At 61.0% G+C, this 14,701-nt stretch carries 14 protein-coding genes; 6 read left to right on the forward strand and 8 right to left on the reverse strand.

What is annotated here, in order from left to right:
• Window positions 1-158: 158 nt before the first annotated feature.
• The 4 genes from glpD to AD664_RS16850 form a co-directional block, all read right to left on the reverse strand.
• Window positions 159-1,697 carry a glycerol-3-phosphate dehydrogenase gene (gene glpD, locus AD664_RS16835; RefSeq protein ID WP_053148034.1) on the reverse strand — a complete coding sequence of 513 codons (1,539 nt, stop codon included), beginning with the start codon at window positions 1,695-1,697 and terminating at the stop codon, window positions 159-161.
• A gap of 318 nt (window positions 1,698-2,015) precedes the next feature.
• A complete protein-coding gene (locus tag AD664_RS16840; RefSeq protein ID WP_053148036.1) occupies window positions 2,016-2,771 on the reverse strand; it encodes a DeoR/GlpR family transcriptional regulator in 756 nt (251 codons plus the stop codon).
• An 89-nt stretch (window positions 2,772-2,860) separates the two neighbouring features.
• On the reverse strand, window positions 2,861-4,366 hold the full coding sequence (gene glpK, locus AD664_RS16845) for a glycerol kinase GlpK (protein WP_042730395.1): 1,506 nt from the start codon (window positions 4,364-4,366) through the stop codon (window positions 2,861-2,863).
• 78 nt (window positions 4,367-4,444) lie between these two features.
• Complete coding sequence (locus tag AD664_RS16850) at window positions 4,445-5,296, reverse strand: MIP/aquaporin family protein (RefSeq protein ID WP_042730396.1); 852 nt, start codon at window positions 5,294-5,296, stop codon at window positions 4,445-4,447.
• 321 nt (window positions 5,297-5,617) lie between these two features.
• Between AD664_RS16850 and ybaK the strand changes: the two genes are divergently transcribed.
• Both ybaK and AD664_RS16860 read left to right on the forward strand, forming a co-directional pair.
• Window positions 5,618-6,088, forward strand: coding sequence for a Cys-tRNA(Pro) deacylase (gene ybaK / locus AD664_RS16855; protein ID WP_053148038.1), 471 nt, complete (start codon window positions 5,618-5,620; stop codon window positions 6,086-6,088).
• Window positions 6,089-6,233: 145 nt separating this feature from the next.
• Complete coding sequence (locus AD664_RS16860; RefSeq protein WP_042730398.1) at window positions 6,234-7,016, forward strand: PhzF family phenazine biosynthesis protein; 783 nt, start codon at window positions 6,234-6,236, stop codon at window positions 7,014-7,016.
• Window positions 7,017-7,086: 70 nt separating this feature from the next.
• Here AD664_RS16860 and AD664_RS16865 read toward each other — a convergent pair whose 3' ends face one another.
• Together AD664_RS16865 and argF are read right to left on the reverse strand one after the other, a co-directional pair.
• Window positions 7,087-8,196, reverse strand: coding sequence for an ABC transporter ATP-binding protein (locus AD664_RS16865; protein ID WP_053148041.1), 1,110 nt, complete (start codon window positions 8,194-8,196; stop codon window positions 7,087-7,089).
• Window positions 8,193-9,113, reverse strand: a complete 921-nt coding sequence (gene argF, locus AD664_RS16870; RefSeq protein WP_053148044.1) for an ornithine carbamoyltransferase — start codon at window positions 9,111-9,113, stop codon at window positions 8,193-8,195. The genes AD664_RS16865 and argF overlap by 4 nt, the downstream gene beginning before the upstream one ends.
• Before the next feature lie 405 nt (window positions 9,114-9,518).
• Between argF and AD664_RS16875 the strand changes: the two genes are divergently transcribed.
• The 3 genes from AD664_RS16875 to grxD all read left to right on the forward strand — a co-directional run bounded on the left by AD664_RS16875 (window position 9,519) and on the right by grxD (window position 12,479).
• Entirely contained in the window at window positions 9,519-9,806 is a 288-nt protein-coding gene (locus tag AD664_RS16875; protein WP_053148046.1) for a hypothetical protein, read from the forward strand.
• Window positions 9,807-9,937: 131 nt separating this feature from the next.
• On the forward strand, window positions 9,938-12,046 hold the full coding sequence (locus AD664_RS16880) for a molybdopterin oxidoreductase family protein (protein ID WP_042730402.1): 2,109 nt from the start codon (window positions 9,938-9,940) through the stop codon (window positions 12,044-12,046).
• 91 nt (window positions 12,047-12,137) lie between these two features.
• Window positions 12,138-12,479 carry a Grx4 family monothiol glutaredoxin gene (gene grxD, locus AD664_RS16885; protein WP_053148048.1) on the forward strand — a complete coding sequence of 114 codons (342 nt, stop codon included), beginning with the start codon at window positions 12,138-12,140 and terminating at the stop codon, window positions 12,477-12,479.
• Between the two features lie 229 nt (window positions 12,480-12,708).
• Here the strand turns inward: grxD and bfr are convergent, their stop codons facing one another.
• Together bfr and AD664_RS16895 are read right to left on the reverse strand one after the other, a co-directional pair.
• Complete coding sequence (bfr, locus tag AD664_RS16890; RefSeq protein ID WP_042729347.1) at window positions 12,709-13,182, reverse strand: bacterioferritin; 474 nt, start codon at window positions 13,180-13,182, stop codon at window positions 12,709-12,711.
• A 199-nt stretch (window positions 13,183-13,381) separates the two neighbouring features.
• On the reverse strand, window positions 13,382-13,600 hold the full coding sequence (locus AD664_RS16895; protein ID WP_042729348.1) for a bacterioferritin-associated ferredoxin: 219 nt from the start codon (window positions 13,598-13,600) through the stop codon (window positions 13,382-13,384).
• A gap of 316 nt (window positions 13,601-13,916) precedes the next feature.
• On the opposite strand from AD664_RS16895, the gene AD664_RS16900 reads away from it, so the two are divergent.
• A complete protein-coding gene (locus AD664_RS16900) occupies window positions 13,917-14,519 on the forward strand; it encodes a peroxiredoxin (protein ID WP_042729349.1) in 603 nt (200 codons plus the stop codon).
• Window positions 14,520-14,701: the final 182 nt, after the last annotated feature.

Below are 14,701 nucleotides of genomic sequence, written 5' to 3' on the forward strand. Positions count from 1 at the left end.
GCTTGCTCGCGAAAGCGGTGTGTCATCCGATACATGTGTTGAATGACACACCGCTTTCGCGAGCAAGCCCGCTCCCACAAGGGGGCAGTGGTGGGTTTGAGGTAATAAAAAGCCCCTGAATCGCACGATTCAGGGGCTTGGGTCAGGCAGTCTTGCCTTCAGGCCGCTTCGATTTTGCGGCGGTTGTGCTCGACCTTTTCTAGGTACTGCTGAAGCTTTTGCTGTTCGGCCGCAGTGGTGAACAGGCCCAGCTTGCTACGACGCCAAAGGATGTCCTGGGCGTCGACGGCCCACTCATCGCTGCATAGGTAGTCGACTTCGCGGGTATAGAGGCCGCCGCCGAGGTGTTCGCCCAGGTCGGCGAGCGTCTGCACGCCTTCCAGCATGCGCCAGGTGCGGCTGCCATAGGTGGTGGCCCAGCGCCGGGCGATGTCGGTGGGCAGCCAGTCGAACTTGTCGCGGATGGCCGAGCACAACGCTTGCGGGGTGGTCATGTTCTCGCCGCCAGGAAGCGTGGCGACGGCGGTCCAGCTCGGGCGCATCTGGGTGAAGTACGGCGCCAGTTGCGCCATGGCCGACTCGGCCAGCTTGCGGTAGGTGGTCAGCTTGCCGCCGAACACCGAGAGCAACGGGGCTTCTTCACCGCCGCCGGAGAGCGCCAGGGTATAGTCCCGGGTCACGGCCGAAGGGTTGTCGGATTCGTCGTTGCACAGCGGACGCACGCCGGAATAGCTGTGCAGGATGTCGTCGCGGCTGATCTGTTTCTTGAAGTGGGCGTTGACCACTTTCAGCAGGTAATCGGTTTCACCTTCAGTGATGGCCACTTTGGCCGGATCGCCGGTGTATTCGCGATCGGTGGTGCCGATCAGGGTGAACTGGTTCAGGTACGGAATGGTGAACACGATGCGTTGGTCTTCGTTTTGAAGAATATGCGCATGTTCGCCTTCATAGAGTTTCGGCACGATCAGGTGGCTGCCCTGGATCAGACGAATGCCGTAGGGCGATTCCATCTTCAGGTCATCGCGAATGAACTTGGCCACCCACGGGCCAGCGGCATTCACCAGTGCCTTGGCGCGAATCGAAAACAGGCTGCCGTCGGCACGTTCCAGGTGCAGGTGCCACAGGCCTTTGCTGCGACGGGCGTTCACACAACGGGTGCGGGTGTGGATATGGGCGCCTTTTTCCCGAGCAGCCATGGCGTTGAGCACTACCAATCGGGCGTCGTCGACCCAGCAGTCGGAGTACTCGAAGCCTTTGGTGATCTCGCTTTTCAGCGCGCTGTCGGCGCCGAATTTCAAGCTCTTGGAGCCGGCGAGCTGTTCACGCTTGCCGAGGTGATCGTAGAGGAACAGGCCGGCGCGAATCATCCAGGCCGGACGCAAGTGCGGGCGGTGGGGCAGCACGAAGCGCATCTGCTTGACGATGTGCGGCGCCTTGGCCAGCAGCACCTCGCGTTCGGCCAGCGCCTCGCGCACCAGGCGGAACTCGTAATGTTCGAGGTAGCGCAGGCCGCCATGAATCAATTTACTGCTGGCCGACGACGTGTGGCTGGCCAGATCGTCCTTTTCGCAAAGGAACACCGAGAGACCGCGACCGGCAGCGTCCGCGGCAATCCCCACGCCGTTGATACCGCCGCCAATGACGGCGACATCGTAAACTTCGGCGAGAGGGGGCGTAGGCAAGGTAGAAGTGGGCATCGGCTGGCCTCGGGCTTTTTTCGTAATTTTTGAATTCGAACATTAATGTTCATTTGCGAAAATACTAGCCCATAAGAGCAGCAACGGCCAGTCGATTTCGATTGAAAAAACTGATCAAGGGAAGCTGAAAGGAAAATTTTCGAACAAAAAGGAGTTAGGCGAAGTGCTTTTGTGGCGAGGGAGTGTGCTCTAGCTCGGCTGCGAAGCAGTCGTAAGACCGGCTGGCGCGGTGTGCCGGAAAGATCGCGTCAGCTCTTCTGGGGCGGCTTCGCCACCCAGCGGGAGCAAGCTCCCTCGCCACAGGTATTTGGGAAGGGGTTAAACCACTTCCAGCCGAATCTTGTGCTGGTTCAGCAGTTGCACCAGGGCTGGCACCGGTTGCTGGTCGGTCACCAGGCAGTCGATGAGGCTGATCGGGCCCAGGCGAACCATGGCATTGCGCCCGAACTTGCTGGAGTCGGCCGCCAGCAGCACTTGCCGGGCGTTGGCGATGATCGCCTGGGACACTCGCACTTCCTGGTAATCGAAATCCAGCAGGCTGCCATCCTCATCGATGCCGCTGATGCCCACCAAGGCGAAATCGACCTTGAACTGGTTGATGAAATCGACGCTGGCCTGGCCCACTACGCCACCGTCTCGTCGCACGTTGCCGCCGGCGACCAGGACTTCGAAATCGTCCTTGGCACTGAGGATCGATGCCACGTGCAGGTTGTTGGTGATGACCTTCAAGTGGTTGTGATTGAGCAGTGCCCGGGCGATGGATTCGGTGGTGGTGCCGATGTTGATGAACAGCGAGGCGTGATCGGGGATCTGGGCGGCAATGGCTTCGGCGATGCGCTGCTTCTCGTCGCGCATCTGGTCGGCGCGCATGGCGTAGGCGGTGTTTTCCACGCTGGAATCGTAGGCGGCGCCGCCGTGGTAGCGGCGCAACAGGTTGGCTTCCGCCAGTTGATTGATGTCACGGCGGATGGTTTGCGGGGTTACAACGAACAACTGCGCCATTTCCTCGATGCTGACGTAGCCGCGTTCGCGGACCAGCTCGAGGATTTGCTGCTGACGGGGAGGCAGATTCATGGGCGTCCTTTGGGCTGCCGAAATATGCCCATGATGCCGCAGGAATCTGCTCCCGACCAGTTCAGACCCAGGTGTTGCTCAGGGTCGGCTTATTCGGCGTCTTCGTGGGGTTCCCAGTCGCGGGTGCGGCTGACCGCTTTCTGCCAGCCAGCGTAGAGTTTTTCCTTCGCCGGTTCGTCCAGTTGCGGTTCGAACTCGCGCTCGATCACTGCCTTGCCGCGCAGCTCTTCCAGGCTGCCCCAGAAACCGCACGCCAGGCCGGCCAGGTAGGCCGCGCCCAAAGCGGTGGTTTCCCGCATCTTCGGACGCTCGACCCGCGTACCCAGAATGTCGGCCTGGAACTGCATCAGGAAGTTGTTCGCCACCGCGCCGCCGTCCACACGCAGGGCCTTGAGACGCTCGCCGGAGTCCTGTTGCATGGCGTCGAGCACATCGCGCGTCTGGTAGGCGATGGACTCCAGCGCCGCACGGATGATGTGATCGACCCGCACGCCCCGGGTCAGGCCAAACAGCGCGCCCCGGGCATAGGGGTCCCAGTACGGCGCGCCCAGGCCGGTGAAGGCTGGCACCAGGTACACGCCGTTGCTGTCCTTGACCTTGTTGGCGAAGTATTCGGTGTCCAGGGCGTCGTTGATGATTTTCAGCTCATCGCGCAACCACTGCACCGTGGAGCCGCCATTGAACACCGCGCCTTCGAGAGCGTAGGCGACCTCGCCGCGTGGGCCGCAACCGATGGTGGTGAGCATGCCGTGATTGGACTTGACCGCCTTGTTCCCGGTGTTCATCAGCAGGAAGCAGCCGGTGCCGTAGGTGTTTTTCGCCTGGCCCGGCTCCACGCACATCTGGCCGAAAAGGGCGGCCTGCTGGTCGCCGGCGATACCGCCGATGGCAATGCCACTCTTGGTGCGGCCATAGATCTCTGAGGACGACTTCACTTCCGGGAGCATTTCCCGGGGGATGTCGAGGATCTCGAGCATCTTCGCATCCCACTCCAGCGTATGGATGTTGAAGAGCATGGTGCGCGAGGCGTTGGTGTAGTCGGTGACGTGGACCTTGCCGCCGGTGAATTTCCAGATGAGCCAGCTGTCGACGGTGCCGAACAGCAATTCACCGTTGCGGGCACGCTCGCGGCTGCCTTCGACGTTGTCCAGGATCCACTTGAGCTTGGTGCCGGAGAAGTACGGGTCGGTCACCAGGCCGGTGGTGTCGCTGATGTATTGCTCGTGGCCGTCGCGCTTGAGCTGCTGGCAGATTTCAGTGCTGCGACGGCATTGCCAGACGACGGCGTTGTAGATCGGCCGGCCGGTGGTCTTGTCCCAGACTACTGTCGTCTCGCGCTGGTTGGTGATGCCGATGGCAGCCACCTGGTCATGGTGCAGGCCGGCCTGGGCCAGGGCTTCGACCATCACGCCGCTCTGGGTGGCGAAGATTTCCATCGGGTCGTGTTCGACCCAGCCGGCCTGGGGGTAATGCTGGGCGAATTCGCGCTGGGCGATGCAGACCACGTTGGCGTCACGGTCGAAAATGATCGCGCGCGAGCTGGTCGTACCCTGGTCGAGGGCAATGATGTAGTTCTTGTTCTGGAGGTCGGTCATGTCGATTGCCTTGGGACGAAAATAAGGGCTGAGGCCATGGCGCACGCTCGAACGGGCAGGAGCGTGCGCCGACTGTTTTCAGGATGTTCTGGGCTTGCCGTCAATGGCCGGTTCTGCATCCTTTATAGCTGTCGTGGTGCTGGGCAGATGGCGGGCAATCAGCCCGCGATAGGCCGCAGCACCCAGGCATGCACCCAACAGCGGTGCAAAAATCGGAACCAGGAAGTATGGGATGTCGCGCCCACCGGTGAGGGAAATTTCACCCCAGCCTGTGACGAAAGTCATCAGTTTAGGGCCGAAGTCCCGAGCCGGGTTCATCGCGAAGCCGGTCAACGGCCCCATCGAACTGCCGATCACCGCAATCAACAGGCCGATCAACAACGGCGCCAGCGGGCCGCGGGGCAAGCCATTGTTATCATCGGTGAGGGACATGATCACCCCCATCAGGATGGCAGTGATGATCATTTCCACCACGAAGGCCTGGCCAGTGGAGAGGGCCGGGTGTGGATAAGTGGAGAATACCGACGCCAGTTCGAGGCTTGCCTCGGTGCCACGGATCATGTGTCGCGACTGTTCGAAATCGAAGAACAGGTTGCTGTACAGCGTGTACACCAGCAACGCGCCGCAGAAGGCGCCGGCGACCTGGCAGATGATATAGAAGGGCAGCTTGCGCTTTTCGAAGTCAGTGAAGAGGCACAGGGCGACGCTGACGGCAGGGTTCAGGTGCGCGCCGGAGATGCCTGCGCTGAGGTAGATCGCCATGCTGACGCCGACGCCCCAGATGATGCTGATTTCCCACAAGCCGAAACTCGCACCCGCGACCTTGAGCGCTGCAACGCAACCGGTCCCGAAGAAGATCAATAGCGCTGTCCCCAGGAATTCGGCCAGGCATTGGCTGGAAAGGGACGGCTGTTGTGAAGCAATGGTCATTCGAACCTCGGTTTTTGTTTTTTTCCGGGCGCGTTCGAGCAAGCTCTACAGCGCGATTTCCGCCGAGGCAGGATGCAGTCCTTGGCCTCGGGTTGTTGCTTGAGACAGGCGTTATGGCTTTCAGTTTCGAAAAAATATAGACAAGAAACGCTGGTGTCAAAGGTCGAAAGTGAACCGTCGGTCACATTTCAACTATTCGTGGCGTGAATGTCTGCTTCTTTGCCAAGCCCTCATCGACAGCGACACTGCGGCCCACAGCCTTTTGGCCAGTGATGGCTTAGAATCCATCCACTCTTTTTGATTTCCCTTTCAGGAGCGGTCATGACCCCCGCGTTGGATCTGTTGAAGAAAGTGCGCGCCGAACATCGTATCCACAGTTATGAACACGACCCCAAGGCAGCGTCCTACGGCCTGGAAGCGGCGGAAAAACTCGGACTGGAGCCGGCCCAAGTGTTCAAGACATTGCTGGCCGCCAGTGAAAAAGGTGAGTTGCTGGTGGCGGTTGTGCCGGTGGCAGGCAGCCTGGACCTGAAAGGCCTGGCCCACGCGGCAGGCGTGAAGAAAGTGGAGATGGCCGACCCGGCGGCGGCACAGCGTTCGACCGGGTATTTGCTTGGCGGCATCAGCCCGCTGGGGCAGAAGAAGCGCTTGCGCACGTTCATCGATACCTCTGCTGAACACTTCGACAGCATCTTCGTCAGTGCCGGCAGGCGCGGGCTGGAAGTGGAGCTGGCGCCTTCGGTGCTGGCAGAACACACCGGGGCGAAGTTCGCCGAGATCGGCCGCGCCTGAATCCAGGATGGGCACAGCGTCCAAGCGGAGGCTAGCCTGCTTGTCAGGGTTGCATGCGGTGTAGGGTGAAAATACTGCTGATCTGTCACTGGATACCACCGTTGCCGCCCTTCATGCTGGCGCATCAATAAAAAGGAGAAGGGCCATGCAGCTTGCGTTTCATCAGGTCGATGCGTTCAGTGACCGCCCGTTTGGCGGCAATCCGGCGATGGTCTATCGGCTCGACGCCTGGCTCGCCGATGATTTGATGCAGAAGATCGCCGCCGAGCACAACCTGGCGGAAACCGCGTTTGTGGTGCGTGAAGGCCAGCAGTGGCATATCCGCTGGTTCACGCCCACCACGGAAGTCCCGCTGTGCGGCCACGCGACGCTGGCCAGTGCCCATGTGCTGTTCGAGGTCTACCACGAAACCGCAGAGCGCCTGGAGTTCACTTGCCGGTCCGGTCCATTGAGCGTCACCCGCGACCAGGGCCGCTTATGGCTGGACTTTCCGGCCATCGTGCCTACCGAGCTGGGCGTGTCCCTGGCGGTCCAGAGCGCGCTGAACGTCGAAGCGGTGGACGTGCTGAGCTCCAACGAGCTGTTCGTCGTGCTGGAGTCGGAGCAGGCGGTGCTCGATTGCAAGCCGGACATGGCCGCGCTGGCAAAATTGCCTTGGCCGGGTGCAATCGTGACTGCGCCGGGCAGCAAGCATGATTTCGTCTCGCGCTATTTCGCCCCGGCGATCGGCATCAACGAAGACCCGGTGACCGGTTCGACCCATTGCAGCCTGATTCCCTACTGGTCCAAGCGCCTGGGCAAGCGAGGGCTGACGGCCTACCAGTGTTCGGCCCGGGGCGGGGCCCTGTTCTGCCGGCTGGAAGGGGAGCGGGTGAGGATTGGCGGCGACGCGAGGTTGGTGGCCAGCGGGACCCTGACACTGGGCTGATCAGAGCGAAGGCGCTTGCGTGGCGAGGGAGCAAACTCCCTTGCCACAAAGCCATCCGGACAATCGATGATCAATGGGCTGCGCTGTACCGCCGCACGCCGCTTTCCACCGCAGGCAGATGCGCCGCCGTGCTGCCCGAGGCCTGGAACAGCACCAGGTGCTCTGCCGCCACGCGGATACCGACGCGGGCACCGACCTGATGGTCGGCATGGCTCGGGAAGATCGACTCCAGTTGGGCGCCCGTCGGCAATTGCAGGCGATACAAGGTCGATGCGCCCAGGAATGTCTTGTCGACGATCTGGGCGGTGAGCGGGCTGTCCGGGGCGTAGACGATGTCGTCCGGTCGCAGCAATGCGTCCACCGCGGCGCCAATCGGCCAGGTGTAGGCCCGGTTACCGCGCAGGATGCCCAGCTCGGTCTGCACCGACTCGGGGCTTTCGAGGCGGCCACGGATGAAGTAACCCTGTCCGATGAAGCTGGCCACGAAGGGCGTCAGGGGTTCGTGATAGAGGTTGTAGGGCGTGTCCCACTGTTCCAGTCGACCTTCCTTGAACACCCCGACATGGTCGCTCACGGCGAACGCTTCTTCCTGATCGTGGGTGACCAGGATCGCGCTGGTGCCGCGGGCCTTGAGGATGTCCCGGACCTCATGGCTGAGCTTGCGTCGCAACTCGCCGTCGAGGTTGGAGAACGGTTCGTCGAGCAACAGCAACTGCGGCTCGGGCGCCAGCGCTCGGGCCAGGGCGACGCGCTGTTGCTGGCCGCCGGAGAGCTCATGGGGAAAACGCCCGCCAAGGTTCTTCAGGTTCACCAGCTCCAGCAGTTCCTCCACTACCCGCGCCTTGTTCGGATGCTTGCGAATGCCAAAGGCAATGTTCTCGCTCACACTCAGATGAGGGAACAACGCATAGTCCTGGAACACCATGCCAATGCGGCGTTTTTCCGGGGCTAGGGTGAAACCGGCGCGGGAGAGGGTTTGCCCGGCCAGTTGGATCTCGCCTTCGTGCACCGGCTCGAAACCGGCAATGGCCCGCAACGTGGTGGTCTTGCCGCAGCCAGACGAACCGAGCAGGCAACCGATGTCACCGGCATTGAGGTGCAGGTTGAGGTTCTGCACAACCCGTTGGCCCTGGTAACCACACGCCAGGTTGTGCAGATTCAGCAGCAGGGGCTGGCTCATGCGTGGCGGTACGCCGGCTCGACCAGGAACTCAAGCAGGGCCTTCTGTGCATGAAGGCGGTTCTCTGCCTGGTCCCAGGCCACCGAGCGCGGGTCGTCCAGCAGGTCGACGCTGATTTCTTCGCCACGGTGGGCCGGCAGGCAATGCATGAACAGCACGTCGGCATCCGCCAGGTCGAGCAGGGCGCGGTTGACCTGCAGTGGCGCGAACAGCTCCAGGCGCTTGGCGGTTTCTTCTTCCTGGCCCATGGAGGTCCAGACGTCGGTGCTCACCAGGTGCGCGCCGGCCACGGCCAGTTTCGGATCACGGACAATTGTCACTCGGTCCCCGGCCTTGGCGACCAGCCTGGCGTCGGGGTCGTAGCCTTCGGGGCAGGCAATGCGCAGTTGGAAGTCGAATTGCATCGCCGCTTCTATATAGCTGTTGCACATGTTGTTGCCATCGCCGATCCAGGCCACTGTCTTGCCCTGGATCGAGCCACGGTGCTCGAGGAAGGTCTGCATGTCGGCCAGCAGTTGGCAGGGGTGCAGGTCATCGGACAGGCCGTTGATCACCGGCACGCGGGAATGGGCCGCGAACTCGGTCAGGGTGCTGTGGGCAAAGGTGCGGATCATCACCGCATCCAGCATGCTCGACATGACGATGGCGCAATCGCTGATGGGTTCGCCACGGCCCAGTTGGGTGTCGCGCGGCGACAGGAAGATCGCCTGGCCGCCGAGTTGGATCATGCCAGCTTCGAAAGAGATGCGGGTGCGGGTCGATGACTTCTCGAAGATCATCCCCAGCACACGGTTTTTCAAGGGCTCGAACAGTACGCCGCGGTTACGCAGGTCCTTGAGCTCCACGCCTCGACGGATCACGCCGAGCAACTCTTCGGGCGTGAAATCCATCAGGGAGAGAAAGTGCCTTGCGCTCATGATTGACTACCTTTTTTTTGTTACTGACCGCAGATGCTCAAAGCCTTGTTCAGGGACAACGGGCGAGACCTGCGGCAAAAGCCGCACGGGGCGACGAAAATAGGGGAAGGCGCGATATTGACATTAAATGTCGCGTCTTACCAATAGGGCTACGGTTTTTGGGGATTCAGCGATGCCATCGCCGAGGTTGCAATGGCGGGTTGGGGGCCGTTTTCCTGACAGCAGCGCCTCTTTGTACACTGCCGTCGCGTTGCTTGGCAATCAAGCGGGGCGGGGCTTGGGCGACCCGCAAGAGGGTTTCGCCGCCCCGGGCAGGTGCCCACCTGCCCACCGGTGGCTGTGAAACATTTCCTAATGCAAGGGCCTGGGTTATAAATGAACCCCGCGTGACACAGGAGCCCCGAAATGGATTCGAAAGAGCAGCAACTGATGGAATTGCTAGGGCTGACGGCACGCACGCTGACGCACCTGACCGCTTCGGTGACGTCCATGTCATTCGAGTTGCTGCGCAGCGAGGATGAGGTAACCAAGGCCGCGGCCCGTCGAATGATCGATCGCATGGCCACCATCAGCGGCGGCATCGATGAACACTGGCGGCTGATTGGCGAGTTGACCGGCGACCCGGTCACCCAGGAGCTGGTGGAAACCGTCGAGGAGATCCAGTTGCTGGCACCGCCGCCTGACCGGTCTTGACGGCACTTCATCGGCGGGCCTGATGCCCGCCAATTCACAGGACGAACGTCGCTGGCGCCGCCGGGGATCACGCGCCATAGTTTTGTTCCCGCGGCCGACAGTGCCCGCTACGAATAAAACAGAGGCTGGCCATGACCAAGACTCTTCACCACCGTGCGTGCCATCTGTGCGAAGCCATTTGTGGCTTGACCCTCGAAACCACCGAAACCGAAGGCCAGGGCCTGGCGATCACCTCGATCAAGGGGGATGCGCTGGACAGCTTCAGCCGGGGTCATATCTGCCCCAAGGCGGTGGCCCTGCAGGATATCCAGAATGATCCGGACCGCTTGCGCCAGCCCATGCAGCGGGTCGGCAACGAATGGCAGCCCATTGCCTGGGACGCGGCCTTCGCCCTGGTCGCCGAGCGCCTGGCGGACATCCAGGCACGTCATGGCCAGAACGCGGTGGCGGTCTACCAGGGCAACCCCAGCGTGCACAATTACGGGCTGATGACCCACAGCAACTATTTCCTCGGCCTGTTGAAGACCCGCAGCCGTTTCTCGGCGACGTCGGTAGACCAATTGCCCCATCACTTGACCAGCCACCTGATGTACGGCCATGGCTTGCTGATCCCGATCCCGGACATCGACCACACCGATTTCATGCTGATCCTGGGCGGCAACCCGCTGGCGTCCAACGGCAGCATCATGACCGTGCCGGACGTGGAAAAACGCCTCAAGGCCATCCAGGCCCGTGGCGGCAAGGTGGTGGTGGTCGATCCACGCCGCAGCGAGACGGCCGCCATTGCCGACCAACATGTCTTCGTACGCCCCGGTGGCGACGCTGCGTTACTGCTGGGCTTGCTCAATACCTTGTTCGATGAAGGCCTGACCCGCGACAGCCATCTGCCGGTGGACGACCTTCATCGGGTGCGTGAAGCCGTCGAGCGGTTCACGGCGCAAGCGATGAGCCCGCTCTGTGCGGTGCCGGCGGCGCAGATCCGGCAGTTGGCCCGGGACTTCGCCGCCGCGCCATCAGCGGTCTGCTATGGGCGGATGGGCGTTTCGACCCAGGCCTTCGGTACGCTGTGCCAGTGGCTGATCCAGGTGATCAACCTGGTCACCGGCAACCTTGACCGCGTGGGCGGGGCCTTGTGCACCGAGCCTGCGGTGGATCTGGTGGCGACCACGTCGGGCGGGCATTTCAATCGCTGGCAGAGCCGGGTGTCCGGGCGCCCCGAGTACGCCGGGGAGTTGCCGGTGTCAGCCCTGGCCGAAGAGATGCTCACCGAAGGAGAGGGCCAGGTGCGTGCGCTGGTCACCGTGGCCGGCAACCCGGTGTTGTCCACGCCGAACGGGCGTCAACTGGAGCAGGCGCTCGACGGCCTGGAGTTCATGGTCAGCGTCGACTTGTACATCAACGAAACCACGCGGTACGCGGACCTGATCCTGCCCTCGACGTCGGCGCTGGAAAACGACCATTACGACACCACGTTCAATGTGTTCGCGGTGCGCAACGTGACCCGTTTCAACCGGGCGATCCTGCCCAAGCCCGAAGGCGCGTTGCACGATTGGGAAATTTTCGTCGGCCTGGCCAAGGCCTTCGCCGCCAGGACCGGCAAGGAACTCAAGCCCACCCTGCCGCCGGCGCAAATGATCGATTTCGGCTTGCGGGCGGGGGCGTATGGCGATGCGTCGCCACACAAGCTGTCCCTGGCAACGCTGTTCGATCACCCCCATGGCATCGACCTGGGTGCGCTCAAGCCCAACCTGGCGGGACGGCTGAAGACCGAAAACCAGCGCGTGCAGGCCGCGCCGGCCGTGATCCTGGCCGATATCGAGCGCTTTGCCGCCGTGCAGGCACCCGCACCGGACGAGTTGCTGATGATTGGCCGTCGTCATGTGCGCAGCAATAATTCGTGGATGCACAACTTCCATCGGCTGGTCAAAGGCAAGCCCCGTCATCAACTGCTGATGCACCCGGATGACCTGGCCAGCCGCAGCCTGGTCGATGGCCAGCGGGTGAAGGTCAGCTCCCGGGTGGGCACCATCGAAGTGGAAGTCCAGGGCAGCGCGGACATGATGAAAGGCGTGGTCAGCCTGCCACACGGTTGGGGTCATGCCCGGCCAGGCGTGCAGATGAGCATCGCCAGCGGCCAGCCGGGCTCCAGTGCCAACGACCTGACGGATGAGTGCCAGTTGGATGAGTTGTCCGGCAACGCGGCACTCAATGGCGTACCGGTGAAGGTCGCGGCTGCGTGAATTTGTCCCTGGGACAGCGTGCTCGGCTTTCCGTTACAATGCGTCACCGTGTCGACGACTTAAGTCGCAGAAGTTCAAGCCGAGGTGCTCCATGGATATCATCGAAACGATCAAAGACCAGATTGCCAACAACACCGTCCTGCTCTACATGAAAGGCGCGCCGAATGCTCCGCAATGCGGCTTCTCGGCCAAGGCTGCCCAGGCGGTGATGGCATGTGGCGAGAAGTTCGCCTACGTAGACATCCTGCAGAACCCGGAAATTCGTGCCAACCTGCCGAAGTACGCCAACTGGCCTACCTTCCCGCAACTGTGGGTGGGTGGCGAGTTGATTGGCGGCAGCGACATCATGATCGAGATGGCGGCTGACGGTTCGCTGCAGGATACGATCAAGGCCGCTGTGCGAGCCGCTGCGGAGAAGAAGAGCGAAGCCTGATTTACGATGGTCCATGTTTGCCGTACCTATTGTGGTTGGACAAGGACCATGTGGGAGCGGGCTTGCTCGCGAATGCGGAGGATCAGTCAGCGTTTGTTTATCTGATCTGGCGTTTTCGCGAGCAAGCCCGCTCCCACATTGGATTTGGCATGCCTGGGAATCCAGGCAATAAAAAGCCCCGCCTCTCAAAAGAGGGCGGGGCTTTTTAGTGGCTCATTGGCGGGGAACGTTATTCTTCGCCCATCTGCGATTGCAGGTAGTTCTCAAGACCCACTTTATCGATCAGGCCCAACTGGGTTTCCAGCCAGTCGATGTGCTCTTCCTCGGATTCGAGGATGTCTTCCAGCAGTTCGCGGCTACCGAAGTCGCCAACGCTTTCACAATGGGCGATGGCGGCTTTCAGGTCGGCGTGGCCGGTGCGCTCGATGCGCAGGTCGCACTCCAGCATTTCCTGGGTGTGTTCACCGATGTGCAGCTTGCCCAGGTCCTGGACGTTCGGCAGGCCTTCGAGAAACAGGATGCGCTTGATCAGCTTGTCCGCGTGCTTCATCTCGTCGATGGACTCGTGATACTCGTGCTTGCCCAGCTTGTTCAGGCCCCAATCTTCGTACATGCGCGCATGCAGGAAGTATTGGTTGATCGCGACCAGTTCATTGGCAAGGATCTTGTTGAGATGCTGGATGACTGTAATGTCGCCTTTCATGATGAGGCCTGCCCTGTAATAGCTGTGTATGGCGCAGAGTTTGAGCCGCGTATTGACCAGTGTCAAACCTAAGTTATTGAATAATAAATGAAAATTAATCGGAATAAGAATGTTTGTGTTCCGCGTCTTGACGCTAACCAATTGATTTACAGGCATAAAAAAACCGGACATGGTGTCCGGTTCCTTGAAGTGCTGTTTATTACGCGGCGGTAAATTCTACCGGGTAGGGAATGGCGGCTTGTGCCGTCTGCACCTTGGCGAGGGTTTCACGTACCACTTCCTTGGCCAGGCAGGCACATTTGCCGCATTGGCTGGCTACGCCGGTGGCCTGACGGACTTCGCGATAGCTGCAGCAACCTTCGTAGATTGCTTCGCGGATTTGTCCGTCGGTGACGCCAGTGCAGAGGCATACATACATAAGTGAGAACCGTCGCTGGTTGTGACTCAATTGAGACGGATCTTAATGTTAACGAGAATGATTGTCAAAGTGGTTTCTGAAACCCTCGGGCCAGAGCGGTGCCTGCCTGACGAACGGTTCTGCGCGAGGATCATTGCACGATCATGAGGCGAAACATTGATTTTTCAATGTCGCGGAAAAACCGTTGAAGACAGTCCAAATGCCCGGTGTATGATGGTCGGTCCTTGCAAAGCGGGTTCGTGTCACAGGGCTGTCGCCTGAGGGTGACAGGCTGGCCCGGACCTTGTTTTCACGTTACTACACCAGGAGATATCCAATGAGCGTACTCGTAGGCAAACAAGCCCCTGACTTCACCGTTCCAGCCGTCCTCGGCAACGGCGAAATCGTCGACAGCTTCACCCTGTCCTCGGCCATCAAAGGCAAATACGGCCTGGTGTTCTTCTACCCACTGGACTTCACCTTCGTCTGCCCGTCCGAGCTGATCGCGCTGGATCACCGCATGGACGACTTCAAGGCGCGCAACGTCGAAGTGATCGCTGTCTCGATCGACTCGCACTTCACCCACAACGCCTGGCGCAACACCCCGATCAACAATGGCGGTATCGGCCAGGTGAAATACACCATGGCTGCCGACATGAAGCACGAGATCGCCAAGGCCTATGACGTTGAGTCCGAAGGTGGCGTGGCTTTCCGTGGTGCGTTCCTGATCGACGACAAAGGCGTGGTTCGTTCGCAGATCATCAACGACCTGCCGCTGGGCCGTAACATGGAAGAGCTGATCCGTCTGGTCGACGCTCTGCAATTCCACGAAGAGCACGGCGAAGTCTGCCCGGCCAACTGGAAGAAAGGCGACAAGGGCATGACTGCATCGCCTGAAGGCGTTGCCGCTTACCTGGGCGAGCACAGCGACAAGCTGTAAGCGAACCCGGCATAAAAAAACCGGCCCTCGATGGGCCGGTTTTTTTTGGGTGTTCCAAAGCAGAACACGGGCTCCGTGGCGAGGGAGCTTGCTCCCGCTTGAGTGCGTAGCACTCACACAATCCTGGGGCGGCTGCTCCACCCAGCGGGAGCAAGCTCCCTCGCCACAAAGAGCCAGGCGGA

Source organism: Pseudomonas sp. P97.38 (assembly GCF_001269745.1).
Lineage (GTDB): Bacteria > Pseudomonadota > Gammaproteobacteria > Pseudomonadales > Pseudomonadaceae > Aquipseudomonas > Aquipseudomonas chlororaphis_E.